Raw genomic sequence first — 25,986 nt, 5'->3', positions numbered from 1 at the left:
TCCCCCGGTCGTATTATGAATTGAACTGACATGGATGGTGCTGAAACGACAAAAAAAGATAAGATTATGAATTATCTTATCTTTAATCTGACGAGGATTCAACCACCATTCGAACATGCTGCGAAACACTGTACAGGTGCTGTCATCCCGCTTCTTAATTTACTACCTCCGACCCATTAGCTTTCGCTCCAAAAAAGCCACACCCTGATACATAACAGCCGCTGCTATAGCTATCAGGATGACACTCCCGATGACCAGCGTAAAATTAAATACCTGAAAGCCATATATAATTAAATAACCGAGCCCTTCTTTGGAAACAAGAAACTCTCCTACGATCACACCGACCCAGGAAAGTCCGACATTGACTTTTAACGTGGAAAGAATGGTTGGATATGTGGCAGGCAGGATAACCTTCTGAAATATATGTCCGCGTGTCCCCCCGAAAATGTTGACAACCTTGGAGTAATTCGAATCTACCTCTTTAAAGCTGTTAGACACTACAAGAAGTGTAATGATTACGGTCAAGGATAAAGTTGTTGCAATAATGGCGAATTGCCCTGCACCAAAAGCAACAATAAACAATGGACCTAATGCTACCTTCGGCAAACTGTTAAGCACGACAATATAAGGATCAAGTACACGGGACAAAAAAGGCGACCACCAGATTATCGCTGCAGCCGCTGTGCCAAATAAAGTCCCCAGCACAAATCCTATAATCGTTTCCCAGATGGTCACCTGCAGATGGATGAATATAGAGCCATCCATTGCCTTACTGTATAAAAGCACCGCTATCCGGCTTGGATAGCTGAACAATAATGCGTCGATCCATTGCAGCCTGCCTGCCAATTCCCACCACACCATGAATACGACCAGAATCGATAATTGCGTGAATCGGGCGATCCAGGTGATTCGCCTCGCATCCTTCCTGAATCGCCCAAGCTCCTGCTCGGCTAATTGAGCAGTAAAACCAGCTTGTTCAGTTGTACTGAGCTGCTTAACTGCTTCATCCTTCATCTACAAGGTGCACCTCCTTCTCCTCCAGATGCTTCCACAGCTCGTGGAACAATTCGTGAAAACCTGTTTGCTCACGGGCTATTAAAGGCAGGCTGGCGCGGATCGCTGCGGGAACCTCCACCTCAGTTCTTATTCGCCCGGGATTTGCTTGAAGCACAATAATCCGATCACTCATGGCGATTGCCTCTGTAATATCATGAGTGACCAAAATTACCGTTTTGTTCAATGCACCCAGTGTACTGGCAACCAAATCCTCCAGCTGCAGCTTGGTCTGATAATCGAGCGCGGAGAACGGTTCATCAAGCAGTAATATATCAGGTTCAGTTGCCAAGGTTCTTACCAGCGCAACACGCTGACGCATGCCTCCGGACAACTGATGCGGATAGCTGCCGATAGCACGGGATAAACCCATATCTTCCAGCAGCTGATTTACGATTTCCTTATCCGCGGCTGTCTTTCGACCCATCAATTCAAGACCTATGGACGCATTTTCGTAGATCGTACGCCAAGGAAAAAGGTAATCCTGCTGAAGCATATAGCCGACTTTGGAGGTAGGCTGGCTTACAGGCTCACCTGCAACATATACCGTTCCTGCGGTGGGTTTGATAAGCCCGCTAACAAGCGATAGCAGCGTGGTTTTTCCGCAGCCGCTCGGGCCAATCAAGCTGACAAATTCCCCCTGTGCTGCTTTCAGGTTCATATGCTCCACAGCAAGAAAGGCGCCGCGATTGTTCACATAAACATGAGATACATCTTCAAGAACTACTGCATCCTGTCGCATATTCCACCCCTCCAAAGTGCATTTGGGTCATTTCACCGATTTTTTGGCTTGCTCGGCGAATTGATTATTGACCAATGTCTTATAATCTGCACGCTGCTTCAATTCCCCTGCTGCTTGCATCACATCCTGCAGGTTATTCCATTCCTGCTCATCAATCAGTCCATCTGTGGCAAAAGAGCCCTGGTCCTTATAGCGTTTAACCACACCTTGAATAATCTCGCTTTGGGTATCCGGGAAATAGGAGCTGATCGCCTTGGAAATATCGTCCACACTGGCAGAAGCTACCCAATTCTGCGCTTTCTGAATGGCATTCGCGAATTTCTGGATCGTATCCTTGCTTTTGTTAATATAACTTTGCTTTGCCATAAATGCCGTATAAGGCAGCTTACCGCTTTCCACACCGAAGGAGGCAATTACATAGCCCTTTCCTTCCTTTTCCAGCATCGTCGCCTGAGGCTCAAACAACTGCACATAATCCCCCGTACCGGATACAAACGCCGATGGAATATTGGCAAAATCGATATTCTGGATCAGCTTCAAATCCTGCTTGGGATTAATGCCATACTTCTTCAATGTGAATTCACCGGCCATTTGCGGCATACCGCCTACACGCTGACCAAGAAACACACTGCCTTTTAACTGGCTCCAATCAAACTTACCTTGCAGGGGCTTGCGTGTAACGAGAAAAGTACCGTCCGTTTGGGTGAGCTGAGAGAAATTGATTACCGGATCCCCACTTCCCTGCTGCTGGACATAGATCGAGGTTTCAGACCCGACGAGAGCCACATCAATACCGCCGGAAAGCAAGGCTGTCATTGTTTTGTCTCCACCTGGAGTTGTCGTAAGCTCCACATCCAATCCCTGCTCTGCAAAAAAACCTTTGGATATAGCTGCATACTGTGGTGCATAAAAGATAGACCTGGTGACTTCACCAATTCTTACCTTCGTTTTCTCTTCCGCTTTTTTCGGTCCGCATGCCGTTATCAGCAAGGATAGTATCAGCGTGACCGTAAGTACGATGCCTAAGCTTTTCTTGTTCATAGGCCAGTCCCTCCATATTCGTGCTTCTTTGAATGCTTTATCGTATGCGGAAGCCCATAAAAAGGTTAAAGACATAGTTAGAGGACTATATTTTTGCAAATCACAGCCCAACCTGTGTATGATAAGAAAAGCTTCTGATCGAAGCCGATTCGGTGAAGATACATCCGTGTTTTACATGTAGCTTTTCTTGCAATATCAGAATATTCAGCTCTGCTGAAAACTATAAATTCTGATATTATAAGAAAAGCTTCTGATCGAAGCCGATTCGGTGAAGATACATCCGTGTTTTACATGTAGCTTTTCTTGCGAGATAAGAATCGTTCAGCTTCGCTGAAAACTTATACATTCTTATCTCTTAAGAAAATACATAGAGGGTGGAGACTTACGAAGTAAGTTTTCTACGAAATTTTTCAGGAGGGGCTGACCATGTCTTTTGGCGCAAGGGTATTAAAAACAGGGATTGCAGTGACGTTGTCCCTCTACATTAGTATTTGGCTGCACTTTTCACTTCCGGTTATTGCCGCAGTAGCCGCGATCTTTGCCATGCAGCCTTCTATTTATCGATCGTGGCGCTATTTTTTGGATCAAATTCAGACTAATACGCTTGGTGCGGCATTGGCCATGCTTGCAGGTACTTTTTTATCCAAGGAACCGATAGCAATTGGACTTGTGTGTATTCTTGTTATTATGATTTGCCTGAAGCTCAAGATGGAAGAAACAATCGGTCTGACTCTGGTTACGGTCATTGCAGTTATGGAGGCATCAGGTCAATGGGATTTCGCGCTCAACCGTTTTCTTCTCAGCCTGATTGGCATTGGTTCGGCCTTTTTGATCAATATTTTGTTTTTCCCGCCTAATCCGAAGGAACAGATCGTGAAACAAATTCATACCGTATTTGCCAAAATGTCACTGCTGCTGCGGACCGCTATATCCGATGAAATCAAGGAAAAGGTATTCCGCGATGAGCTGCAGGCATTGGAAGACTCGTTCAAATCGCTCACAGCCAAATATCATTTATTTGAGGAAGAATTCAAAAAGCTCAAACGCGCCAAATACAGCACGACACAGCATCTGGTTGTGTTCAAGCAGATGCTGCTTACGCTGCAAAAGGGGTTGGAAACACTCGAATCAGTCGAACAGCACTACTTCAGGTCAACGCGGACAGCCGAAACGAATATAAATTTTGATCACCATTTGGAAAAGCTGATCAAGTACCATGAGCATGTGCTGCTTAAATTTGAAAATATGCTCAAACCGGAAATTTCCGAGGCTGCAAAAATGGAAGAGATTAACGATCAGTTCATGGAAACGATGATTGCGAACTATACCCAGGGTCATAAGGATGCTTTGCGCCTTTCCATCGTCGCTGCTGGAATGTACGATTACTGTATACAAATCGCCCGACTCGACAAGCTGATCGAACAGTTCAATCGCGGACAAGATGAAAAAGAGCCGCTCGGCGCCCTGTTTTTTTGGATGAAAAAATAACAATCTCACTTTCACCTATTGACGCCGCCACGAAATCGTGGCAATAATATAGTTAGCCGACTAAATAAAAGAGGTGACCCATGGATATTTATACGTCCGATTCGCTGCATTTTGTGTTTTCCAAGGTTATGCGAACACATTGGCACAAGATGCATGAGCTGCTGCAGGATCAAGAAGTATACCCTGGCCAGCCTCCGCTGCTGTTTGCGTTGAAACGCAAGGACGGACAAAGTCAGAAGGAGCTGGCTGAACAGCTGCATATACAACCAGCTACCATCACAGTCATGCTGAACCGCATGGTTAAGACCGGACTAGTTGAACGCAGGCAGGATGCTAAGGATCAGCGGGTTTCAAGAGTATATCTCACGGAGAAAGGCAAGCTTGCCCATACGGAGGTCAGAGAAACCTTCCGCGCCATGGATGCCCAATGCTTTGGCAACTTTTCCGAGGAGGATAAGGTACTGCTTCGCAGATTAATGCTGCAGGTGTACGAGAACCTTACTAACGATCAGGATACGAGATGTTCGGGGAAACCATCAGCCACAACCGATGAGACTAAATAGAATCAAGTCATAGCGCAAGCCACTACATGAAGCAGTCTACAATGATTACGAGGAGTTGACACATGCTAAAGCTTTTACCTTATTTAAAGCCTTACTGGAAAGCTACCCTGCTGGCCCCATTGTTCATGCTGTTAGAGGTTTATATGGATCTTCTGCAGCCCAAGTACATGGCCAGCATCGTCGATCAAGGTATCCTGACAGGAGACCTTGCCCACATCCAAAAGACAGGCGCAATCATGCTCGGTGTCGCATTAATTGGACTGATCGGCGGTATCGGATGTACGGTCTTTTCCAGTACCGCTTCACAAAATTTTGGAGCCGACGTGCGCAAGGATTTGTTTACCAAGGTTCAATCGTTTTCCTTTGGTGTTCTGGATACGTTCAAGGCAGGATCACTTGTCACCCGCTTAACGAACGATGTGGTTCAAGTCCAGGGGGTCGTGCTGATGACGCTGAGGATGCTGGTACGTGCTCCTCTGCTGGCCATTGGCAGTATTCTTATGGCAATTATAATCAGTCCTCGCCTTGCATTGATACTGGCAGTCGTTATTCCATTGCTGGTTCTGGTCCTGGTCATCATTATTCGCAAGGGTTTTCCGTTATTCAGTAAGGTTCAAAAGAAGCTCGATACCGTCAATACCGTTCTACAGGAAAACTTGACAGGTATTCGTGTCGTCAAAGCATTTGTTCGTGCTAATTATGAAATTAAGCGCTTTCGAAAATCCAACGATGCTTTGATGGATATATCGATTAAAGCTACGCGGATTGTCATGCTGATCATGCCGATTATGATGCTCATCATGAACGCAAGCATAGCAGCGGTTATTTGGTTCGGAGGCCTGCAAACCTGGCAAGGAACGCTTCAGGTAGGCGATCTGGTCGCTTTTATCAATTACGTCACACAGGTTCTGTTCTCCCTGATGATGGTCAGCATGGTGCTGATGAACGTGTCCCGTGCCAAAGCTTCGGCTGAGCGGATTCATGAAGTGATGGAAACCGAGCCGGAAATTACGAACAAAGCACATGCACAATCCAATGTGATCCGCGCAGGCAAGGTTGAATTTGATCATGTATCGTTTGCTTACGACACTTACACCGATAATAAGGACCCTAACGGGCCTACACGACAGGAAAATGCGCTGACCGACATTAATCTCGTATTTGAACCTGGTCAAACTGTCGCTATCCTCGGGGCAACTGGCTCCGGCAAAAGCTCGCTGGTGAACCTGATCCCAAGGCTCTATGATGCAACTGAAGGGACGGTACGTATTGACGGTATCGATGTCCGTGATATGGATCTGACCCATTTGCGCAGTGAAATCGGAGTCGTTTTACAGGAAGCTATTCTCTTTACAGGGACGATCAGCGAAAATATTGCCTTTGGCAAACCCAATGCCTCACAGGAAGAGATTGAGGAAGCGGCCAAGGCAGCGCAGATCCATGATTATATAGTTAGTCTCCCTGATGGTTATCAAACGATCATAGGTCAACGTGGCGTGAACCTGTCCGGTGGTCAAAAGCAGCGGGTATCGATCTCACGTGCCATCCTAGTCCAGCCTGCCATTCTTATACTCGACGACAGTACGAGTGCGGTTGATCTTGGAACGGAATCACGGATTCAAAAAGCATTAAAAAACCAAACCAAACGAAGCACGCGAATCATCATTGCACAGCGGATTTCTTCCGTGCTGGAGGCAGACACAATCGTAGTGCTGGACGAAGGCAAAGTTGTTGCTCAGGGCACACATAATGAGCTGATGGAATCAAGTCCTGTCTATCAGGAAATTTACAAATCCCAATTAGGAAAGGAGGCTGTTGTCAGTGGCTAACGATAATAATCGGCAGCGCGGGCACGAAGAAATCACTGCAAGACCTGCAGGTGGACCTCCTGGCGGCATGCCTCCGATGGGGATGGGCGGTGGCCCGATGGGTGGCGGTCCCGGCCGCGGCATGATGATGCAGAAGGCACGTGCCAAGAACACCAAGGGAACGCTGCTGCGGCTATGGAATTATTTGCGGCGTCAACGTCTCGGTCTGATTGCCATCGTTGTGCTTACCCTTTGCAGTACATGCCTGACGCTGGCTGGACCTTACCTGATCGGAGTTGCTATCGATCAATATATCATTCCGCGAAATTATAGCGGCCTGCTCTGGCTGTGCCTCTCTCTACTCGGTGTGTATGTGCTCAGTTCAGCCATGTCCTGGATACAGCTGTATGTCATGACCGGCGTGTCGCAGCGTACGGTCTGGGAGCTGCGCAATGACTTGTTCGAGCACCTGCAGCAGCTGCCGCTCCCTTATTTTGATAGCAAGACACATGGCGAGCTCATGAGCCGGACGACCAATGATATCGAGAACGTGAGCAACACCTTGAATCAGACGGTGACACAGCTGCTTTCCAGCTTTTTAACGGTAATTGGAGCGATTGTTTTAATGCTTAGTCTGAACGTATGGCTGACGCTCGTTAGTCTTGTGGTCATACCGATGGCGATGCTGCTAACAAGGCAAATTGCCAAGAGGACACGAAAGCATTTTTCCAGTCAGCAGAAAAGTCTCGGTGAATTGAATGGATTTATTGAAGAAACGGTTTCCGGACAAAAGGTTGTCAAAACCTTTAATCGTGAAGCCAAAGCAACCGAGCAGTTTCATGCCATTAATTCAAAGCTTAGGGATGTTGGCAGCAAGGCGCAGATCCTATCCGGTTTTATCGGCCCTGTGATGAACGTTATTAACAATATTAGCTTCGCATTGGTTGCTACCGTAGGCGGCTGGATGGCATTTAACGGCCTGGTTACCATTGGTGTTATTGTCAGCTTCCTGAATTACTCGAAGCAGCTGGGAAGACCGATCAATGAGCTTGCAAACCAGTTTAATATGATCCAGTCAGCCTTGGCCGGTGCGGAAAGAGTGTTCGAGGTTATGGATACACCAACCGAATATGAAAGTAACGATGATCATGAGAAGCAGCTGCAGGCGGTCAAGGGCGAGGTTATTTTCAACGATGTGTCCTTCAGCTATAAAAAAGAAGTTCCCATTCTCAAGCATATCTCGTTAACAGCACTGCCAGGGCAGACAATTGCCCTTGTTGGACCTACCGGTGCCGGCAAAACCACAATCGTTAATCTGCTCACACGCTTTTATGATATTGATAACGGGATCATTACTATAGATGGAGAGAACCTGCGTAATCTGGAAAAAGACAGTCTGCGCAGTCAGCTCGGAATCGTTCTGCAGGATGCCTACTTGTTCTCGGATACGATACGTGAAAATATCCGGTATGGAAGACTGGATGCAACCGAAGCTGAAGTCGAGAAAGCCGCTCAGATGGCCAATGCTGACAGCTTCATCCGCAAGCTGCCTCAAGGCTATGATACACTGCTGAGCGCCGAGGGCAGTAATCTCAGTCAAGGACAACGCCAGCTGATTACAATTGCACGAGCCATTCTGGCTGATCCTGCTATTCTGATTCTCGATGAAGCTACCAGCTCAGTGGATACAAGAACCGAGATGATCATTCAGGAAGCGATGAACCTGCTGATGAAAGGCCGCACCAGCTTCGTAATTGCGCATCGACTCAGCACGATTCGAGAGGCCGATCTCATTCTGGTAATGAACGGCGGGGAAATTATTGAGCGCGGCTCGCACAAGGAATTACTAGAGGTTAAAGGATTCTACTACGATTTGTATACGAGCCAGTTTAATCGGGCTGGTTAGCCCGTTACCCACCTACTCAGACCAAACAAAAGCCTTCAGGCCACGATATCGTGGTTACTGAAGGCTTTTTCTTGTCCTATGCTTGTTATCCGATTATGGCTTCACATCGTAAATTTTGTACATATCGTCCAGCATCAGATTCGCTGCTTTGACGCCTCCTGATGTATTCCACGTTGCATCACTAACCTTGACCAGCTTGTTCTCTTTCACAACCTTGAGGTTTTTCCAAAGCGGGTCGTTCATCCATTCTTCTTCTTGCTTTTTGCCTTTGCCATCCCCAACATCGTAGGTGAAGTAAAACACCTTATCGGCTGTATTCAACTCAGTCAGGCGCTCCTTCGTAATATCCTCAAACGATTTCTCATCGCTTTTCGGATCGTTCCGATGAATACCGATTTGCTTGAATATTACGCCTGTAAACATTTCACCGTAATAATATCTCGTTTTGCCGCCCATGAAGCGAACTACCGCTACTTTTTCCTTCAGCTTGTCGCCAGCTTTTTGTTTGAAATCGTCGATACGTTTATCGAATGCGCTGATGACTTTATCGCCTTCAGCCTTTTTGTTCAAAGCGTCGGCATAAACTTGAAAATTGCTCTTCCACTCACCACGAAGTGTTTCTGTATAAACCGTAGGCGCGATCGCCTTCAATTGCTCGTAAATTTTCTCATGGCGCATTTTGTTGCCGAGGATCAAATCCGGCTTTAATGAAGCAATAAGCTCCAGATTAGGTTGTGATTCGCCACCGATGTTTTTAACGCCTTCCATATCAGCTTTAATATGATCGTACCAAGGGTTTCCATAATAGGAATCTACTGCAGCAATCGGTTTAACTCCCAGTGCAAGCAGAGCTTCCGTTCCCTCATTTGTCAGTACGATGACCTTCTTAGGTTGTGCAGGTACTTCTGTCTCACCCATAATATGCTTAATTTTACGAGGACCTTCAGCAGTTGCAGCCGCAGGTGCCGCTCCTGGCTTGGAGGTGTCTGCCGGCTGAGGTGCCGCAGATTGTCCGCAAGCTGCTAATACGATAGATAATACAAAGACGACGGCAATCAGTGCTGCCGATTTGATTCGAAATGAACCATTTCCAGAAAACATGTAATGAACCCCCTATTTTTCTCATCAAAAGATGCACAGTAAATAAATGATAATAATTATCATTTATCACGGTTCATTTTAGGGGAAGCACATGCCGCTTGTCAATCTTTTTTTGATAATGATTCTCAAAGTCATTGACAGGGGATCACTAGCCTCATTACAATATACGTAAGCTGGATCATCTAATTTTATAATATCAGAATGGATAAGTTTTCAGCAGAGCTGAATATTCTGATATTGCAAGAAAAGCAACCTATTGGACACGAATGTATCTTCACCGAATAGGCTTCGATCAAAAGCTTTTCTTATTATTTATCAATAAGCTTAACTCAGACAGGAAGCAGGCAAACGACTGAATGATGCGAAAAGAACTTCTAACATCCCCCTTTAAAATCGCAGGCTTGGTGATTGCCCTTCTCTTATTGGCAGTTGCATTTGTCTGCAGCCTTAAGTTCGGTATTAACACGTATTCGTGGGCCAAGATTGTTGAAGCCTACACAGCATTTAATGGGTCCAACGAGCACATCATTATCCAGACAACCCGCATGCCGCGGGCATTAATCGGGGCGCTTGTCGGTGGAAGCCTGGCTGTAGCCGGAGCTCTAATGCAAGCCATTACCCGCAATCCGTTGGCATCTCCCAGTATTTTTGGAGTGAATGCCGGAGCCGCTTTTGCCATTGTGTTGGCTGTCGTGTTTTTTAACGTCACCAATTTGACACAATATACGTGGATCGCTTTTTTCGGAGCAGCGATTAGTGCTGGAGGCGTATATCTATTAGGTTCAATTGGGCGCGACGGCTTGACACCTATCAAGATTACACTTGCCGGTTCAGCGATGACTGCCTTCTTCGCATCCTTGACACAGGGAGTACTGCTCTCCAACGGCAAAGCATTTGATCAGGTGCTGGTATGGCTGGTCGGCTCGGTTGCAGGGCGTACGATGGAGATGTTTGATTCGGTCTTCCTTTATATGCTCGCAGCCTTAATCGGTGCTATTGTGCTCGCACCGCACATTAACGTGTTGGCGATGGGAGACGATGTTGCCAAGGGGCTTGGACAAAGCACGATCTTTATTAAAGCGTCCGCCGCTATTGTCATTGTCATACTTGCCGGGGGCTCCGTTGCTCTCGCAGGTCCTGTTGTATTTATCGGCATCATCATCCCCCATATTGCACGATTTCTCGTTGGCGGGGATCATCGATGGCTCATCCCTTATTGTGCCGTTCTCGGGGCGCTGCTGCTCGTTAGTGCCGATGTGGGCTCCCGTTTTATTGCCATGCCGAAGGAAGTACATGTTGGTGTGACGACTGCATTGATTGGTGTTCCTTTCTTTGTATATATTGCTCGCAAAGGAGGGCGCTTCTAAATGACCACATCCAGCAAATATATGACGGTTCGCAGCAAAGCGTATTCGTTTCTCGTCAGTAAAAAAGCAATAATCGTTTCTCTAGCGCTCTTCATAGCTGTAATCGTGATTTTCATTCTGAGTACAGGCATCGGCAGTGTATACATATCGCCTATCCAGGTTATTCGCTCTATATTCGGCTCGGGTGAAGACTCCAATATGATGATTGTTCGTTCTCTGCGGCTTCCACGTATTGTTGTTGCTGTAATGGTCGGTGCTGCTCTCGCGGTAGCCGGCGCATTGCTGCAAGGGGTTATTCGCAATCCATTAGCCTCTCCTGATACCGTTGGTATTACTGGAGGAGCTACACTGGGAGCCGTCTCATTCTTTTATTTCTTTTCTGACAAAATCAGTATTCATCTGCTGCCGGTTTTTGCTGTAGCTGGGGCCTTCGCGGCTGCACTGATCGTATATGTATTATCCTGGAAGCAGGGTGTGACACCGCTGCGGCTGGTGCTGATCGGTATCGGCTTCTCGGCAGCTATGAGTGCTCTGTCGTATATGATGATGATTTCAGGACCTATTATTCTTGCCAATCAGTCCATGACCTTCATGACGGGCAGTGTGTATGGCGTATCCTGGGCCAAGTCTGTCATCCCTCTGCTGCCTTGGATTGTCGTGCTGCTCCCTCTGATGTTCGTCTATTCACGACATATTAACATTCAGGAATTCGGTGATGATATTGCCCGCAGTGTGGGCAGCCATGTGCAACGTCAAAGATTCCTGTTATTAATTTTCAGTGTAGCTCTCGCAGGTGCGGCTGTTGCCTTCGGTGGGGCTATCGGATTCATCGGACTGATGGGTCCACATATTGCCCGTAAGCTTGTTGGTCCAAGCTTTGGTGCTCTGCTGCCGGTATCCGCACTGATGGGAGCCATTGTGCTGCTGGTCGCTGATTTGATCGGCAGAACGATATTTACGCCGCTCGATATTCCTGCTGGCGTGTTTACAGCTTGTATCGGCGCTCCATTCTTTATTTATTTGCTCTATCGTACTCGCAATCGGTAGTTAACAGTGTGCTGCGGCGTAACTAAACCTTTTAACCATACTGCTTTATATAAGGAGATCTGAACATGACGGCTATTCAATCTAAGGATTTGAGTTTATTTTACGGGGACACATGCATTTTCAAAGATCTGGATATAGCCATTCCAAAAGGAAAAATCACCGTATTTATCGGCAGCAACGGCTGCGGTAAGTCTACACTGCTCCGCTCACTTGCAAGACTGCTCAAACCGAAGAGCGGACAGGTCGTGCTGGCTGGCAGCGATATTGCCACACTCTCCACCAAAGAGGTTGCCCGACGTATGTCCATTTTGCCGCAGGGGCCATCCGCTCCTGAAGGGTTGACTGTGCTGCAGCTGGTGAAACAAGGCAGATATCCTTATCAGAATTGGCTCCAGCAATGGTCAGTTGAGGATGAAAAAGAAGTCCGCCGCGCTTTGGAGTTGACCCATATGGATTCATTATCTGAGCGTACCGTGGATTCACTATCTGGGGGACAGCGGCAGCGGGCCTGGATTGCGATGACATTAGCCCAAGGCACACCGACGATATTGCTGGATGAGCCTACGACTTATCTGGATCTGGCTCATCAGATTGAAGTACTGGACCTCCTCTACGATTTGAACCAAAAGGAGCAGAGAACGATCGTAATGGTGCTGCATGATATTAACCTTGCCTGCCGTTACGCCCATCACGTGGTCGCGATCAAGGACCGCAGGGTGTATGCCGAAGGACGTCCGGAGCAAGTAATCAATGAAAAGCTCATTCTGGACGTGTTCGATCTGCCCTGCCAAATCATTCAGGACCCTTTGTTCCAGACTCCATTAGTTGTCCCATATGGCAAAGGTGTCAAACCGACCCAACAGCAGCTAGAGCCAGTCAGTGCCCGTTAAATAGTACAGAAAGAAATTGCAAAAGCCGATCGAAAGAGACTTATGTCCCTTTTGACCGGCTTTTATCATTGAGCTTACAGCTTGTAAATATCTCCGTACTTCTCCTGGAAATAGTCAACCAAATAATCGGGATTCAGCTCTTCGCCTGTTACCTCAGTAATAATTTCGGTCGGCGTGAGCAGCTTGCCATGACGATATACCTTCTCAGATAGCCACTCCTTGATTGGAATCAGATTCCCTGCCTCCAATAAGCCATCAAAATCCGGCAGCTCCTTGCGGATCGTCCTCATCATCTGAGCCGCGTACATATTCCCCAGCGCATAGGAAGGGAAATAACCGAAGGCTCCACCAGACCAGTGAACGTCCTGCAGCACACCTTCCCCATTAGTAGTGGGTGCAATACCCAAATAATCCCGATATTTCTCGTTCCAGACCTCAGGCAGATCCGCCACCCGAACCGATTCGCTAAACAGTTCTTTTTCAATTTCATAACGGACCATAATATGTAAATTATAAGTCAGCTCATCTGCTTCAATTCGGATCAGGGAAGGCTTAACCTCGTTCGTAGCCCGATAAAAATCCTCCACACGTACAGAGTCAAATTGTCCAGGGTAATGCTTCTGCACATCCTGGTAATATCGATTCCAGAATGGGCGGCTGCGTCCGATCATATTTTCCCAAAAACGCGACTGCGATTCATGAATCCCCATCGAAGTGCCGGTACACAGCGGTGTGCCGATCAAATCAGGCGAAATATTTTGCTCATACAAGGCATGACCGCCCTCATGGATCGTACCGAATAAAGCGCTGTTCACATCATCCAGTAAATACCTGGTCGTGATTCGCACATCTCCCGGATTTAAGCCTGTTGCAAATGGATGCACGGTCTCATCAAGTCTTCCCGCGTCAAAGTCATAGCCCATCTGTCCCAAAATAAACAAACTGAATTTCTTTTGCTGTTCCTTATCAAAGGTCTGCTTTAAAAATCCGGTTTCCGGCTTATGCTTAGAGGCTTGAATGGCACTTAGCAATGGGACTACCTTCTCACGCAGTGCGCCGAATACTTGATCCAGCTTAGCTACGGTCATACCCGGCTCGTACATGTCCAGCAGCGTGTTATATTTGTGCCCCTGATATCCCCACAAGTCGATAAATTCGAGATTGGCTGCCACGATTTTTTCCAAATAAGGCTGAAAAATCGCATAGTCGGAGTTATGCTTGGCCTCCTCCCAGACCGATTCAGACTGTGAGGTCAACACCACATAATCCTGGTATTTTTGCGGGGGAATGCGTTTGCTGCGGTCGTAATCCTTTTTACATTCGGCAACGATCTTACGCTCGACGCGGTTTAACCTGGCATCCTGCTCCGGCTCTGAAAAGTAATCCAGCCATTCTCCCATTTCGCTTGCAACCGACATTTTGAAATGCTCACCGGACAGCACTCCGACGACTTCAGAACGGGTAGCTATTCCTTTCTTGGGAGCGCCGGTTCGCATATCCCAATAAATCAGACCAATGGCTTCCTCATAGCTTTTCATTTTTTGGAGATACTGCTTGAATTCATGCAATTTGTGCTCAAACGGATTGGTTGTCATTGAACTTCCCCCTTTATTCAAGTTACTATTGATCATACTTCTTAACTAAAAGAGAAGCAAACCCTTTGAGATTGTGGTAAAATATAAGGATGTAAACTGATGTCAAAGCATATCCATTCAGTTCTACTTCACACAACATTATGGAGGAAACCATATGCATATTACATTTACGGACGAAGCCGTTCAACAAATTACTCATCAATTGCCTGCTGGATCGGGTGAGCTCAAGCTCGTATTTGATTCTGAAGGCTGCGGCTGCTCAGCCAACGGTGTGCCTTCCTTGTGGATCGTCGACAAGCCCGAAGAGAATGATCTTAAAGCAGGCGGTTCTCCCTTTGAATTGTGGTATGAAAAAAAGCAAGAGGTATATTTTGAGGACAACATGACATTGGACTACCGCAGCACCAATAGAAGCTATATCCTAAAGAGTAACGGACAAATTTACAACAGTCTCATACAGCTGATTGATAAAAGAGAAAATACAAACTGATTCAGACAGGATAGAAACACAAAGCTAGTCTGCACACCAGTAATCGGAGGGATACCATGGATTCATTAATGACAACCATTATTAACCACAATCAGCAGTTTGTTGAAAATAAAGATTATGAACAATATCTTACAACCAGATTTCCCGATAAACGGATGGTTATCGTTACATGTATGGATACAAGACTGACTGAGCTGCTGCCGCGGGCCATGAATTTGCGTAACGGCGATGCCAAAGTTATTAAAAATGCGGGTGCCGTCGTTACCCATCCATTCGGAAGTATTATGCGGAGTATTATAGTCGCTGTATATGAGCTCAAAGCCAAGGAAATTTTCGTTGTTGGCCACCATCAATGCGGCATGATCGGTCTGAACGCACCTGAGGTTTTGGAGAAAGCCAAAGAGCGCGGAGTAACCGAGGATATGATTGAGACCCTGCATCATGCAGGTATCGATCTGGCAGGATTCCTAAGAGGCTTCGATGATGTTCAGGACAGCGTGCTCAGCAGTGTGAAGCTGATTCGCAACCATCCCTTGTTACCCAAAAATCTGCCAGTTCACGGTTTAATTATCCACCCTGAAACCGGTAAGCTGGACGTCGTAGATAACGGATATGACTGGGGAACTACAACTACCGTCTGAACCATGGATCTACATACACAAAGGACTGTCGGCGTTATTAGCCAAACAGTCCTTTTTAACGTTCAGTTATTGTTTCCTTCCTGATCTTCGCTTGAAGTAAATCGATGAGCTGCTGCTCGACATTTTTACCACTCCCGATTCCACCAGACGAAGATGGCGGGTGTGATGTATTTTCGCGAGTACCCTCCATGGATGGCATCACCGGTTTTTTGTCAAATTCAGCATCCCGTTCACGCCGCCGCAATTCAAACTCATGGATCATGGCTTCACGTTCCTCGACACTGGAAGGATCCTTTTTCTTGAATTCCTTCATGTTTTGCTCCTTGATGCGAATACGTTCCTGAAATTCATTAACAAACCCCTTCTGCTCGGGTGAGAGAAGACCGATAATGAGCAGTTGATCCGCTAGTTCCAGCTCTCCGACACGACTGTTGCGTTCAACCATTGGCAGCAGCTCTTTGGCTTGCTTGATGCTTAAACCCAAATTTTCACGACGATCCATCTGAATCAGGCTTTGAAATAAAATGACCATTTGCCGTTCGAACGTATTCTGAATTTCATCCCTTTGAACGACAGCTTCCGGCAGTTGGAGACTTGCCGGTGCTGGATGGGTGCACCCGTTTAACAGCACGAAGAAGCTGATGCCTATCCATCGCAGCCGCCAATTTCTCATGGGATCGCCTCCTTCCATTTACGCAAAATCGACCGCATAGTAGATTATCATGCCTATTTTCAAGAAGTCAGAATCATCCGCATATACTGCGACCCTTCGAGAAATCTGCATGGTCAGCTTGCTTTTCCAATCACACGTTCCATCTGTTATCAACAGCATATAGCGCAATTTCGATGAAACTATGAGAGATTTGTGAATATTATGTAAAATCTTATTCAGCGTCTATGTTAAAGCTGCACACATTAAATATGGTGCTAGATTCCTATTTTTGATATAGTTGGAATTGATACTACATCCCCATTACCTAAGGCCAATTAGGACTCGCTAGGAGGAACGCATGATGATGCTGCAAAAAGGACAGAAAATCGATGTCACCAAAAATCGAAATCATAAAAATGTACGGGTTCATATTGGCTGGACAACGGCTGGGACTCAGCTTGAGGTGGACGCTTCCGCATTTTTATTATCCAGCTCAGGTAAATGTGAGCGTGATGAGGACTTCATTTTTTACGGAAATCCTGTGAGCTCTGATCATTCTGTGTCGTATACTGCAGCCAGTAACGCTCAAAGTGGACAATTCATCATGGATTGGAGCCGACTATCTCACTCGATCCATAAAATTGCGCTCACACTAACGATCCATGAAGGCAAGAAATTAAACCAATATTTTAATCAAGTATCCAACACCTATCTGGAGATTATTGACCCTAGTGGTAAAGAAACGACAATCAAATTTGAGTTCGGTAAGGATCTCACTAAAGAAACAGCGATTGTAGTTGGAGAGTTTTATCTACATAACGGGGAATGGAAGTTCAGCGCGATAGGCAGCGGGTTTTTCGGAGGATTGGACGATTTATGCAAGCATTACGGACTTGAGGTTATAGACAGCCAAGACGATGCAGGTCATGACGCTGTTGTAGCTGAATCTGCCGCTGCTGCCGCGCCCCCTGTAGAATCGAAAATTAATCTCAACAAAATCGATCTGCTGAAAAAGAAAGTAGAAATCTCACTTGCCAAAAATAAGATTGCGAATGAAAAGGCCCGTGTTGCCGTAGTCTTTGACGCTTCCGGTTCCATGTTCGACCTGTATGAAAATGGCACCGTACAACGTGCCTTTGAAAAAGTGTTAGCCATTGCCTCCAGCATGGATGATGACGGGCAGCTGGATGTATGGTTTTTTGCTGATAGAAGCATACGTACCCGTAGTGTTACTGCCACTGGTTATGAAAACTATGTTGAACGCTCCTATACTTTAGGTGATGCTGGAGGCAGCAACAATGAGCCGGATGTCATGCGTGACGTAATCAAAAAATATAGCAAAGAAGAACCTAATAATCGCCTGCCCGTTTATGTTATCTTTTTCAGTGACGGTGGCATCTATGAAACTGAAGAAATATCGAAGATTTTGATTAAGAGCTCAAAGCTGGGGATCTTTTGGCAGTTTGTAGGATTGGGACAATCTTACTATGGTATATTGGAAAAGCTGGATGACCTGCCTGGTAGATTCATTGATAATGCCGACTTCTTTGCACTTGATGATATCGATACCGTCAGCGATAGTGAACTATATGACAGATTGTTTAATGAATACCCGCAATGGCTTGTACAAGCGAGACAAAAACGAATTCTCAAATCGTAGCAGCTGCATGGCTTATAACAAAAAACAAGCGAGTATGAAGACTAAGCTCCTTCATGCTCGCTGAGTGGAAATGACAGCTTAAACTCCGTTCCAACGCCTACCTCACTCGCAACCTCAATCGTACCTTTCATCCCGTTAACCAGATGCTTCACGATAGTAAGCCCAAGCCCCGTACCCTCAGAACGGGAAATCCGTGAATGCTCGGCTTTATAAAATCGCTCCCAAATCCGCTGCAGCTCATCGTCCGATATGCCAATGCCCGTATCCAGAATATAGATCGTTCCGTGACCCTCCTCTTCACCTACACGAACTGTAATCGTCCCTCCCGATGGAGTAAACTGAATCGCATTGTGCAGAAGGTTTTGTAAAATTTGTGCAAATCGGTCATCGTCCAAATTGGATACGATCGGACTATAGCTTTCTTCCGGAAGCTGCTCCAGCAAGGTGATTTTTTTGTCAGCCAAGGTCGGCTTGATCAGATCCAGCACTTCACGGGTTTTGCCTACGATGTCTATCGGATAAGTCAGAAAGACATCCATACCATTTTGAATTCTGGCCAGATCCAGCAAATCATTGACAAGACGCTGCAGGCGCTGAACCTCGTAATCGCATATCTTTAAATAATGACCGTACTTTTCCTCGGGAATAATTTTGTCATTCATCGCGATGATGAGCCCTCTCAGTGAGGTCAGAGGTGAACGTAGCTCGTGGGATACATTAGCCAAAAACTCCTGCCTCGAATCCTCCCAATTCACCAGCTGATCCACCATGAAATTAAAGCTGCTGGCCAGCTCCCCTACTTCGTCCTTGGAGGTCACGGGCACTCTCACTGTAAAATCTCCTCCTGCAAGCTCAAGCGCCGCCCGGTTCATCTGCTGTAAAGGCCCTGCCAGCTTACGGGAGATCACGTACAAAATCAACCCTACTGTCAATAACGAAAATAGCAAGGGGACTGAAATATTCCAGCGAACGGCAGCAAGCGCTTCACTAACCTCAATGGCAGGCACATTCAGAAAAATCACAATCGGCTTCCCATTCAATTGTGAAGGCGCATAATAGGTTAAGGTTCCCCCTCTCGCCCGCTCATCCAGCTTATATTCACCCGCCACGAAGCCTGTCTGGCCCTTTAGGCCATCGATGAACAAAGTATCTACAACCTTCGGTATCAGCGTGCCCTCACGCTCCGATGAACCATTGAGAATCATACCCGAGCTATCCACAAGCCACACCTGACCATTAATGCTTCGGGCAATAATCCGTACTCCAAATCGCATTTCCCGTGTTGAAATCGTACCTTCCTGAATAGATGGCAGCAGCTTGGCGACCTCACCGAAACGGGAGGAAAGCATCTCTTTTTTATCCTTATAAAATAAATCAGTAAAGTAGTAGTTCCAGAACAAGGCCAGTCCGAGAAAAAATAAAATACATGTGACCAGGAACGTTAAGAAAATTTTGATATAAAAGCTGCTGAACCATGGTTTACGCATGCTGCATGACCTCAAAAGAATAACCGATCCCCCAGAGGGTTTGGATTGCCCAATCCGTACTGGCCCCAAGCTTTTTACGTAAATTTTTGACATGAGCGTCTACGGTACGTGTGCCGCCGCTAAAATCGAAGTTCCATACATAACCAAGCAAGTCCTCTCGCGAGTAAACCCTTCCCGGATTTGAGGCCAGAAAATACAGCAGCTCGATCTCCTTAGGAGTTAAATCGACTCGTTTACCATCCAAGGTGACCTTATATTGGCCTGGATCGATCATCAGAGCACCCATTCGCAGCAGCTTCTCCCGATCCTGCTCGGCACCCATATTCGCACTCGTATTTTGCAATTGTGTCCGACGTAATACGGCTTTAATTCGGGCAATCAGCTCATTGGGATCAAAGGGTTTCACAATGTAATCGTCAATACCCAGGTTGAAGGCTCTCAGCTTGTCTATCGATTCGCCTTTGGCCGTGAGAAAAATAATCGGCGTATGCGCAAGGGCTCCCGATTCACTGCGAATGCGGCTGCACAGCTCAAAGCCGGAATGATCCGGAAGCATCACATCCAGAAGCACCAGATCAGGCTGCTGAACCCGTACGGTTTGCAGTACCTCACCACCCCGGTAAGCAATGATCGGCTCGTAGCCTGCATGCTCCAGATACAACCGGATTACTTCAACAATGTTCGGTTCATCATCAACGATCATAATTTTACCGTGCTTATTCTCTTTACTCATCCTTTGTCCCTCTTTGCTAACAATTTCATCTGCCTGCTGCGCTCCCGCTCCAGTATAACGGGTGCACGATCCCGCAGGGTATGCTTATGGATAAGTTGTGTGTTGCTGAGATCACTGGGGCACCGCCATGTCAGCTCATTCTCACTGCAATGCTCCAAACAAAGTGCCTCAAGCTGCGGGTCTGCAAGCGGGATATCCAAATCCTCGTATTGTCTATCATCAGGATTGTCCAGTATTTCCAAACGCCGCGAAAGTGTTGTACGAAATACTTCTGCCTCTATGCCCAACTGTACCAAATCTGTATCCTTCAACTGGGTGAGTGCGCTGCGCAGCATCTTCTCAGCTCCTGCGTAATTATGCCTGCGCCAGTGATATAACGAAACGGCAACCTGAATCAGTCCCACATAAGTGGAGGCCCATAGATCGCCGGGATGTTCCTTCCAGTACTCTTCCAATACCTCATGACATTCAAAATAATCTCTTTCCGCATGAAAATGTATCAGATAATTGATATAAGCCTGTGGATATTTCTGCATACCGATAACCGCCTTTTCCATACATCCGACATAGCCGTAGCTACGGGTTATTCTTATTGTATCAAGAAGGCTAGAAAACGGAAACTACAGATTCCAATTCGTCCACATATTTGTTACTTTTGACCGGAATAATTTTCCTTTCTATTATTTTCCTCGCAACTTCTATGTACTATATTGCGTTTAATAGATTAGTAACTAGTAGAAAGAGGCTGATGCAACTTGAAGCGCAACACCGTTCTGGTCGTCTCCATATTGGCGCTGCTCCTCACTTCATCCGGTACGGCTCTTGCCGCAGATAAGACGTCCAAATATCGGGTTTATCAGGATGACCGAATCTTAGTAGAAACCTCCGATTATAGCTCCGCCGAAAATTATGCCAAGCAGTATACAAGCACGCATGTTGAGGAAATCAGTACACGTAAATGGCTGTGGAATAACTATCCTCGTTATAAAATGTATCAGAATGGAATAAGCAGCTCCGCTTGGGAATTTGCCACCCTTGATCAAGCCATTCGTGAAGCTTCCAATTGGGGTCATGCCAGTATTCGCGATCTTCGTTCCGATGGATGGGTCTGGAATAACTATCCTCTGTACCGCTTATATCAAGGTGATATCACACTGGATTCCTGGGAATTCACTACTTTGGCCCAAGCTAAAGCAGAAGGTGCTAAATGGGGCAATGTACATATCCTCGATCTTCGCGACCATCAGTGGATTTGGGACAACATTCCGGAATCCAGCAAAGGCGAGCTTCGTGCAGGACCCAAGGTGTACCAGGTATATCAAGGCAAGTCCACGCAGGATAGCTGGTCCTTCGCTTATTTGGAGGATGCTGTTCGTGAGGCTGCAGCGTGGGGAAATTCCAGTGTTGTCAGATCAGATAAGAACAACCAGACCATTTTATCCAATGAAAAAATATATAAGGTTTATCAATATTCGTCACTGCTAAATGCCTTTCTTAGCCTTGATGACGCCATAGCCTACGCAAAGTCTTTTGACCATACTCGTATTACTAAGAATGATTCACCGAAAGACATTTGGACTAATTATCCCTACTATCAGGTGTTCCAAAATGATAAGTGGATCTCCGACTCATCCATTTTGCCGGATGCTGTTAATTACGCGCTGGGCTTCAGCAATGCCTCTATCCGCTTGTTGGATGATAGCTTTAAGGTATGGGACAACTTCCGGATGCTGCAATTCTGGGGATGGAACGGAAGCTCCAACAATGATACGATCCGCGGGCATGTGAATAATACGGTAGGGCTGGACGTGGTATCACCAACGTATTTTACGCTTGCTGATGCATCAGGCACTTTGACGGATACGTCCAATAAGGACACCGTTGCTTGGCTGAAAGCGCAAAACGTTCGTGTCTATCCATTAATTAACAATCAGTTTGACGCCGCGTTAACGACCAAATTTTTAGCTAATGCTGAGGCACAAAAAAAGTTTATCCAAGCGCTGGTAAGTAAAGGTGCCCAATTGGGTGTCGAAGGCTTGAACATCGATTTTGAAAGTGTTGCCGGTAAGGATCGCGCTCCGTTCACAGCCTTTGTCAAAAATTTGACGGCTGCCGCGCGTGCTGAAGGTCTTAAGATTTCTATCGATTTGCCGCGTGGCAGTGTGAAATGGAATGCACAGACAGCCTATGATCATGAGAAGCTGGGAGAAACCGTTGATTACATCATCACGATGACGTATGATCAGCATTGGAGAACCGGACCGGAGGCTGGCTCGGTAGCCGGGCTGCAGTGGGTCGAGGAGGGTGTTCAAGAGTTCCTGTCTTACGGTATCCCGAGAGACAAGCTTATTATGGGAATTCCTTTCTACGTGCGTGAATGGCAGATCGATGAAAGCGGTCAGCTCGTTGATAACCGCGCATTGCTGATGAAGGATTTACCTGCTTTGATCAAAAGTAAAAAAGCTACACAAACCTGGGATAACAAATTCGGCCAATATCGGGTCGAGTATGAGCAGGATGGGAACAAACGGGTATTTTGGCTGGAGGATGAGGCCACCGTTAAAGCCCGTATCGATATCGCCAAAAAATATGATCTCGGCGGCGTCGCAGCCTGGAGACTCGGGTACGATTCAGCCGATCTGTGGAAAATGATGATTCAGCAAAAATAAGCTTATCTTAGCTTAATGAACCCTGTTCATTACCAAGAACGAAATCACAAAGCCCGCAAGTATCGGTAATGGCCGTTTACTTGCGGGCTTTGTCATGAGCAAGTCCATCCCCATGAAGGTGCAGGGCTGGTTAACAATTAACCATGCTTCGTATGCTGCAGGGTCTGCACAAAAATCTCTTCGATATGTGAATCATCCAGTGAGTAAAAGACGGTTTTGCCGGCTTTACGACGCTTCACGATTCTCATATTGCGAAGATAACGCAGCTGATGGGATACTGCAGATTGTCCCATATCCAATAGTACGGATAAGTCGTGAACACAGAGCTCCTTTTGAAGCAGTGCACCAATTAATTTTACACGGGTCGGGTCGCTGAATGCTTTAAACCAATCGGCAAGCTGAACGGCCGACTCCTCATCAATCATCTTTTCCCTAACTTGATTGAGATCTGCTTCCGAGCCAAAACACGATGATTCACAATCCTCGACTGTACCAAGGGACGGTTCCATATGATCACACCTTCCAATCCAGACAACTATCCCTGTATTATAGCAAATTAATCAAGCGAACGGAATCATTCTTATATGCTACATGGTATATGCCGGCTGCCCGATGGTATGCTTATTCATCATTTGTATCAAATACGCGATTTCCAGAATAAGCGCTACCCTGCCGTTGCCCAGTATGGTCGCTCCCGTTATAAACGGAATTTTGCCTAAAAAAGTACCGAGTGTTTTGATCACGATTTCTTGATTGCCTAACAATTCATCCACTGCGAGAGCAAGCTTCTTCTCAGCGGACCCGACCACTACGATTGGAATGAATTTACCTACTAACTTGCTTTTGTCCAATTGCAGCGCATCATGGAGCCATATGAGTGGAATCACCTTATCGCGGATAACAATGACATTTTCCCCATGAACGGTCTGAATATGCTCCATCGGTATGCGGACGATCTCAATGACGTTATTCATCGGAATGACATAATCACGGCCGCTAACCTTTACCATAAGTCCTGTAATAATGGCCAGAGTCAACGGGATTCGCACTGTAAAGCAAGTTCCCTGACCTGCTTTTGAGTCGATATCAATCAATCCATTCAACCGCTCAATCTGGTTGCGGACAATATCCATTCCAACGCCGCGCCCCGATACCTCGCTAACCGCCGCAGCCGTGGAAAATCCCGGTCTAAAGATCAGGCACATCGCATGATAGTCCGAAAGGCGTTCCGCCTCTTCTTCGGTAATAATCCCTTTACGCAGTGCGGAAGCTTTCATCTTGTCAGGCAGGATGCCTGCCCCATCATCCTCTACCGTAATGACAACCTGATTGTCCTCATGAAACGAATTTAATCGGACGCGCCCTTTTACTCTTTTTCCTTGGCTCGCACGCACTTCAGCTGCTTCAATACCGTGGTCCACTGCGTTGCGTATGAGATGGATCAAGGGGTCCCCGATTTCTTCGATCAGCGTACGGTCGAGCTCCGTTTCCATTCCTTCCAGCACCAGCTCAATTTCTTTGCCCAGCTTCTGTGACAAGTCTCTAACCATCCTTGGGAAACGGTTGAATAAATGCTCAATGGGCAGCATCCGCGCTTTCATCACACTTTCTTGCAGCTCTTCCACGATGCTTGACATATGATCACTGATGTCGCTAAGTCTTTCCACAAATTCCTCGTTTGCAAATCGGCTCGATACCGACTGCTTCAGCTGGGAAAGCGATGTCTGATCAATGAGCAGCTCTCCTACAAGATTCATCAGATGCTCCAGACGCTCCACACTGACGCGTATAGTTTGTGGTCCTTGCTTGCTCTTATCCTCCTGCACCTGGACTTTGGGAACAGATACTGCGCTGCTCGGCTTACTTGACGGCTTGTAGCTTTCTACCTTAACCAGCCTGACATCGGTCAGTGTGGATAACTGCTCCTGAACGTCCTTCATATCGAGAGAGGTGCTTATGAGAAATATGGATTCTGAATATACACTATCCTCGGTCTCATGGTAATCCACAGAAGACGGATCGGAACAAATTACCGTACCGTAGCTTGCAGTTATTTCCTGAGTCGTGAGCTGGAACCGCGCAGCCATCATCGGACAATCGTCACTCAGGTTGATCTGGACTTTCAACAGCTGCAGCCCTGATTCCACAGCTTCCTCCACCTGCAGCGATTGCTCCAGAGTTAGCTCCGGCAAGCTTTTGAATGGAGTCGGTTTTATCGGTGCTTTCGTGAAATTCTGAAGATCATACACCAATTTTGAAATATCGGAATAAGAAAGTCCTCGCATATACTCGTCCCGTAATGCTTTCAAAACATCCAATGCGCTGAACAGCAAATTAATAAGCGACCCATCGACCTCAAGCTTCTTTCCCCTGATCATATCCAGCAAATGCTCGACTTCATGTGTCACAGACTTCATTTCATCAAAGCCCATCGCAGCTGAGGAGCCTTTAATCGTGTGTGCGGCACGGAAAATAGATTGGACGGTTTCTTCCGCTGCCTCCTTTTCCATCGAAAGCAGTTCCTGCTCCATTCGGTCAAGCTGATCCACCAATTCTTCAATAAAGGCTTCCCGATAGGCTGACAAATCGTTCATGCGTAACAGCCTCCCCTAGTCGCGCAGCAGCACTTCATCCAGTTTTAAAATCCCGACCAGCTTGTTTTCACGAAGTCCGATCCCTAAGAAATAGGCCCCGCTCACACCTCCTACATGGTCCGGCGGCGGCTGAATATCGGGAAATGTGGTAACTTTGTTTACTTGATCAACTATGATTCCAACCGATTCTTCCCGATGCTTGACAACCACAATGCGTGTTGTTTTCGTATCCTGCTGTTCCGGCAAACCGAACAAATTCCTGAAGCTGACAACAGGGACAACCTTGCCTCTTAAATTAATGACACCCTTCACATAAGGCTTACAATGAGGAATTTCCGTTATCGTCTGCATCTTAATAATTTCATGAATTTCTTCAATTCTGACGGCATATGCTTCAAGTCCGACGGTCATCTCAATATATTGGTCCTGCTGTACTGTTGCCATAAGAATCACATCCGT

At 46.5% G+C, this 25,986-nt stretch carries 23 protein-coding genes; 11 read left to right on the top strand and 12 right to left on the bottom strand.

Annotation, left to right across the window (positions count from 1 at the left end; genetic code table 11):
* Positions 1-162: 162 nt before the first annotated feature.
* Genes LRL21_RS30890 through LRL21_RS30880 form a run of 3 tightly spaced genes read right to left on the bottom strand, consistent with a single transcriptional unit; the run spans position 163 to position 2,836 of the window.
* Positions 163-1,014, bottom strand: a complete 852-nt coding sequence (locus tag LRL21_RS30890; RefSeq protein ID WP_240419622.1) for an ABC transporter permease — start codon at positions 1,012-1,014, stop codon at positions 163-165.
* Complete coding sequence (locus tag LRL21_RS30885; protein WP_240419621.1) at positions 1,004-1,795, bottom strand: ABC transporter ATP-binding protein; 792 nt, start codon at positions 1,793-1,795, stop codon at positions 1,004-1,006. Before LRL21_RS30885 ends, LRL21_RS30890 begins: the two co-directional genes overlap by 11 nt.
* Before the next feature lie 27 nt (positions 1,796-1,822).
* Positions 1,823-2,836 (bottom strand): ABC transporter substrate-binding protein, encoded by a 1,014-nt coding sequence (locus LRL21_RS30880; protein WP_240419620.1) that lies wholly within the window; start codon positions 2,834-2,836, stop codon positions 1,823-1,825.
* A 426-nt stretch (positions 2,837-3,262) separates the two neighbouring features.
* Here LRL21_RS30880 and LRL21_RS30875 point away from each other — a divergent pair, with 426 nt between their 5' ends.
* The 4 genes from LRL21_RS30875 to LRL21_RS30860 all read left to right on the top strand — a co-directional run bounded on the left by LRL21_RS30875 (position 3,263) and on the right by LRL21_RS30860 (position 8,601).
* Positions 3,263-4,324 (top strand): FUSC family protein, encoded by a 1,062-nt coding sequence (locus LRL21_RS30875; RefSeq protein ID WP_240419619.1) that lies wholly within the window; start codon positions 3,263-3,265, stop codon positions 4,322-4,324.
* Between the two features lie 80 nt (positions 4,325-4,404).
* Positions 4,405-4,887, top strand: a complete 483-nt coding sequence (locus tag LRL21_RS30870) for a MarR family winged helix-turn-helix transcriptional regulator (RefSeq protein WP_240419618.1) — start codon at positions 4,405-4,407, stop codon at positions 4,885-4,887.
* 62 nt (positions 4,888-4,949) lie between these two features.
* Positions 4,950-6,716, top strand: a complete 1,767-nt coding sequence (locus LRL21_RS30865; RefSeq protein ID WP_240419617.1) for an ABC transporter ATP-binding protein — start codon at positions 4,950-4,952, stop codon at positions 6,714-6,716.
* A 67-nt stretch (positions 6,717-6,783) separates the two neighbouring features.
* Positions 6,784-8,601, top strand: a complete 1,818-nt coding sequence (locus LRL21_RS30860; protein WP_420832510.1) for an ABC transporter ATP-binding protein — start codon at positions 6,784-6,786, stop codon at positions 8,599-8,601.
* Positions 8,602-8,694: 93 nt separating this feature from the next.
* Here the strand turns inward: LRL21_RS30860 and LRL21_RS30855 are convergent, their stop codons facing one another.
* Entirely contained in the window at positions 8,695-9,702 is a 1,008-nt protein-coding gene (locus LRL21_RS30855; RefSeq protein WP_240419616.1) for an ABC transporter substrate-binding protein, read from the bottom strand.
* A 359-nt stretch (positions 9,703-10,061) separates the two neighbouring features.
* Here LRL21_RS30855 and LRL21_RS30850 point away from each other — a divergent pair, with 359 nt between their 5' ends.
* The 3 genes from LRL21_RS30850 to LRL21_RS30840 all read left to right on the top strand — a co-directional run bounded on the left by LRL21_RS30850 (position 10,062) and on the right by LRL21_RS30840 (position 13,006).
* Positions 10,062-11,069, top strand: a complete 1,008-nt coding sequence (locus LRL21_RS30850; protein WP_076228863.1) for a FecCD family ABC transporter permease — start codon at positions 10,062-10,064, stop codon at positions 11,067-11,069.
* Positions 11,070-12,116: a FecCD family ABC transporter permease gene (locus LRL21_RS30845; protein WP_240419615.1), complete on the top strand. Its 1,047-nt coding sequence runs from the start codon at positions 11,070-11,072 to the stop codon at positions 12,114-12,116.
* Between the two features lie 65 nt (positions 12,117-12,181).
* On the top strand, positions 12,182-13,006 hold the full coding sequence (locus LRL21_RS30840; RefSeq protein WP_240419614.1) for an ABC transporter ATP-binding protein: 825 nt from the start codon (positions 12,182-12,184) through the stop codon (positions 13,004-13,006).
* Positions 13,007-13,080: 74 nt separating this feature from the next.
* Here LRL21_RS30840 and LRL21_RS30835 read toward each other — a convergent pair whose 3' ends face one another.
* Positions 13,081-14,601 carry a carboxypeptidase M32 gene (locus tag LRL21_RS30835; protein WP_240419613.1) on the bottom strand — a complete coding sequence of 507 codons (1,521 nt, stop codon included), beginning with the start codon at positions 14,599-14,601 and terminating at the stop codon, positions 13,081-13,083.
* 154 nt (positions 14,602-14,755) lie between these two features.
* Here LRL21_RS30835 and LRL21_RS30830 point away from each other — a divergent pair, with 154 nt between their 5' ends.
* Together LRL21_RS30830 and LRL21_RS30825 are read left to right on the top strand one after the other, a co-directional pair.
* The gene (locus tag LRL21_RS30830) at positions 14,756-15,091 is read left to right on the top strand and encodes an iron-sulfur cluster biosynthesis family protein (RefSeq protein WP_240419612.1); all 336 of its coding nucleotides are present in this window, start codon (positions 14,756-14,758) and stop codon (positions 15,089-15,091) included.
* 56 nt (positions 15,092-15,147) lie between these two features.
* Positions 15,148-15,732 carry a beta-class carbonic anhydrase gene (locus LRL21_RS30825; protein WP_240419611.1) on the top strand — a complete coding sequence of 195 codons (585 nt, stop codon included), beginning with the start codon at positions 15,148-15,150 and terminating at the stop codon, positions 15,730-15,732.
* A gap of 55 nt (positions 15,733-15,787) precedes the next feature.
* Here the strand turns inward: LRL21_RS30825 and LRL21_RS30820 are convergent, their stop codons facing one another.
* Positions 15,788-16,405: a hypothetical protein gene (locus LRL21_RS30820; RefSeq protein WP_240419610.1), complete on the bottom strand. Its 618-nt coding sequence runs from the start codon at positions 16,403-16,405 to the stop codon at positions 15,788-15,790.
* A gap of 337 nt (positions 16,406-16,742) precedes the next feature.
* Between LRL21_RS30820 and LRL21_RS30815 the strand changes: the two genes are divergently transcribed.
* Positions 16,743-18,044 (top strand): VWA domain-containing protein, encoded by a 1,302-nt coding sequence (locus LRL21_RS30815; protein ID WP_240419609.1) that lies wholly within the window; start codon positions 16,743-16,745, stop codon positions 18,042-18,044.
* A gap of 41 nt (positions 18,045-18,085) precedes the next feature.
* Here LRL21_RS30815 and LRL21_RS30810 read toward each other — a convergent pair whose 3' ends face one another.
* The 3 genes from LRL21_RS30810 to LRL21_RS30800 are packed head-to-tail and all read right to left on the bottom strand — an operon-like array spanning position 18,086 to position 20,800.
* Positions 18,086-19,531 carry a sensor histidine kinase gene (locus LRL21_RS30810; protein WP_240419608.1) on the bottom strand — a complete coding sequence of 482 codons (1,446 nt, stop codon included), beginning with the start codon at positions 19,529-19,531 and terminating at the stop codon, positions 18,086-18,088.
* A complete protein-coding gene (locus LRL21_RS30805; protein ID WP_240419607.1) occupies positions 19,524-20,264 on the bottom strand; it encodes a response regulator transcription factor in 741 nt (246 codons plus the stop codon). Before LRL21_RS30805 ends, LRL21_RS30810 begins: the two co-directional genes overlap by 8 nt.
* Positions 20,261-20,800 carry a DUF309 domain-containing protein gene (locus LRL21_RS30800; RefSeq protein WP_240419606.1) on the bottom strand — a complete coding sequence of 180 codons (540 nt, stop codon included), beginning with the start codon at positions 20,798-20,800 and terminating at the stop codon, positions 20,261-20,263. The genes LRL21_RS30805 and LRL21_RS30800 overlap by 4 nt, the downstream gene beginning before the upstream one ends.
* A 219-nt stretch (positions 20,801-21,019) precedes the next feature.
* Here LRL21_RS30800 and LRL21_RS30795 point away from each other — a divergent pair, with 219 nt between their 5' ends.
* Positions 21,020-22,933 carry a glycosyl hydrolase family 18 protein gene (locus LRL21_RS30795; protein ID WP_240419605.1) on the top strand — a complete coding sequence of 638 codons (1,914 nt, stop codon included), beginning with the start codon at positions 21,020-21,022 and terminating at the stop codon, positions 22,931-22,933.
* A 137-nt stretch (positions 22,934-23,070) separates the two neighbouring features.
* On the opposite strand, the gene LRL21_RS30790 is transcribed toward LRL21_RS30795, so the two are convergent.
* The 3 genes from LRL21_RS30790 to LRL21_RS30780 all read right to left on the bottom strand — a co-directional run bounded on the left by LRL21_RS30790 (position 23,071) and on the right by LRL21_RS30780 (position 25,971).
* Positions 23,071-23,442 (bottom strand): ArsR/SmtB family transcription factor, encoded by a 372-nt coding sequence (locus LRL21_RS30790; RefSeq protein ID WP_076228463.1) that lies wholly within the window; start codon positions 23,440-23,442, stop codon positions 23,071-23,073.
* 78 nt (positions 23,443-23,520) lie between these two features.
* Complete coding sequence (locus LRL21_RS30785) at positions 23,521-25,527, bottom strand: chemotaxis protein CheA (RefSeq protein WP_240419604.1); 2,007 nt, start codon at positions 25,525-25,527, stop codon at positions 23,521-23,523.
* Positions 25,528-25,542: 15 nt separating this feature from the next.
* Entirely contained in the window at positions 25,543-25,971 is a 429-nt protein-coding gene (locus LRL21_RS30780; RefSeq protein ID WP_076228459.1) for a chemotaxis protein CheW, read from the bottom strand.
* Positions 25,972-25,986 lie beyond the last annotated feature (15 nt).

Source organism: Paenibacillus periandrae (genome assembly GCF_022458865.1).
Lineage (GTDB): Bacteria > Bacillota > Bacilli > Paenibacillales > NBRC-103111 > Paenibacillus_S > Paenibacillus_S periandrae.
Note: the sequence above shows the minus strand (reverse complement) of the source record. Positions and strands in the feature narration are given on the sequence as shown.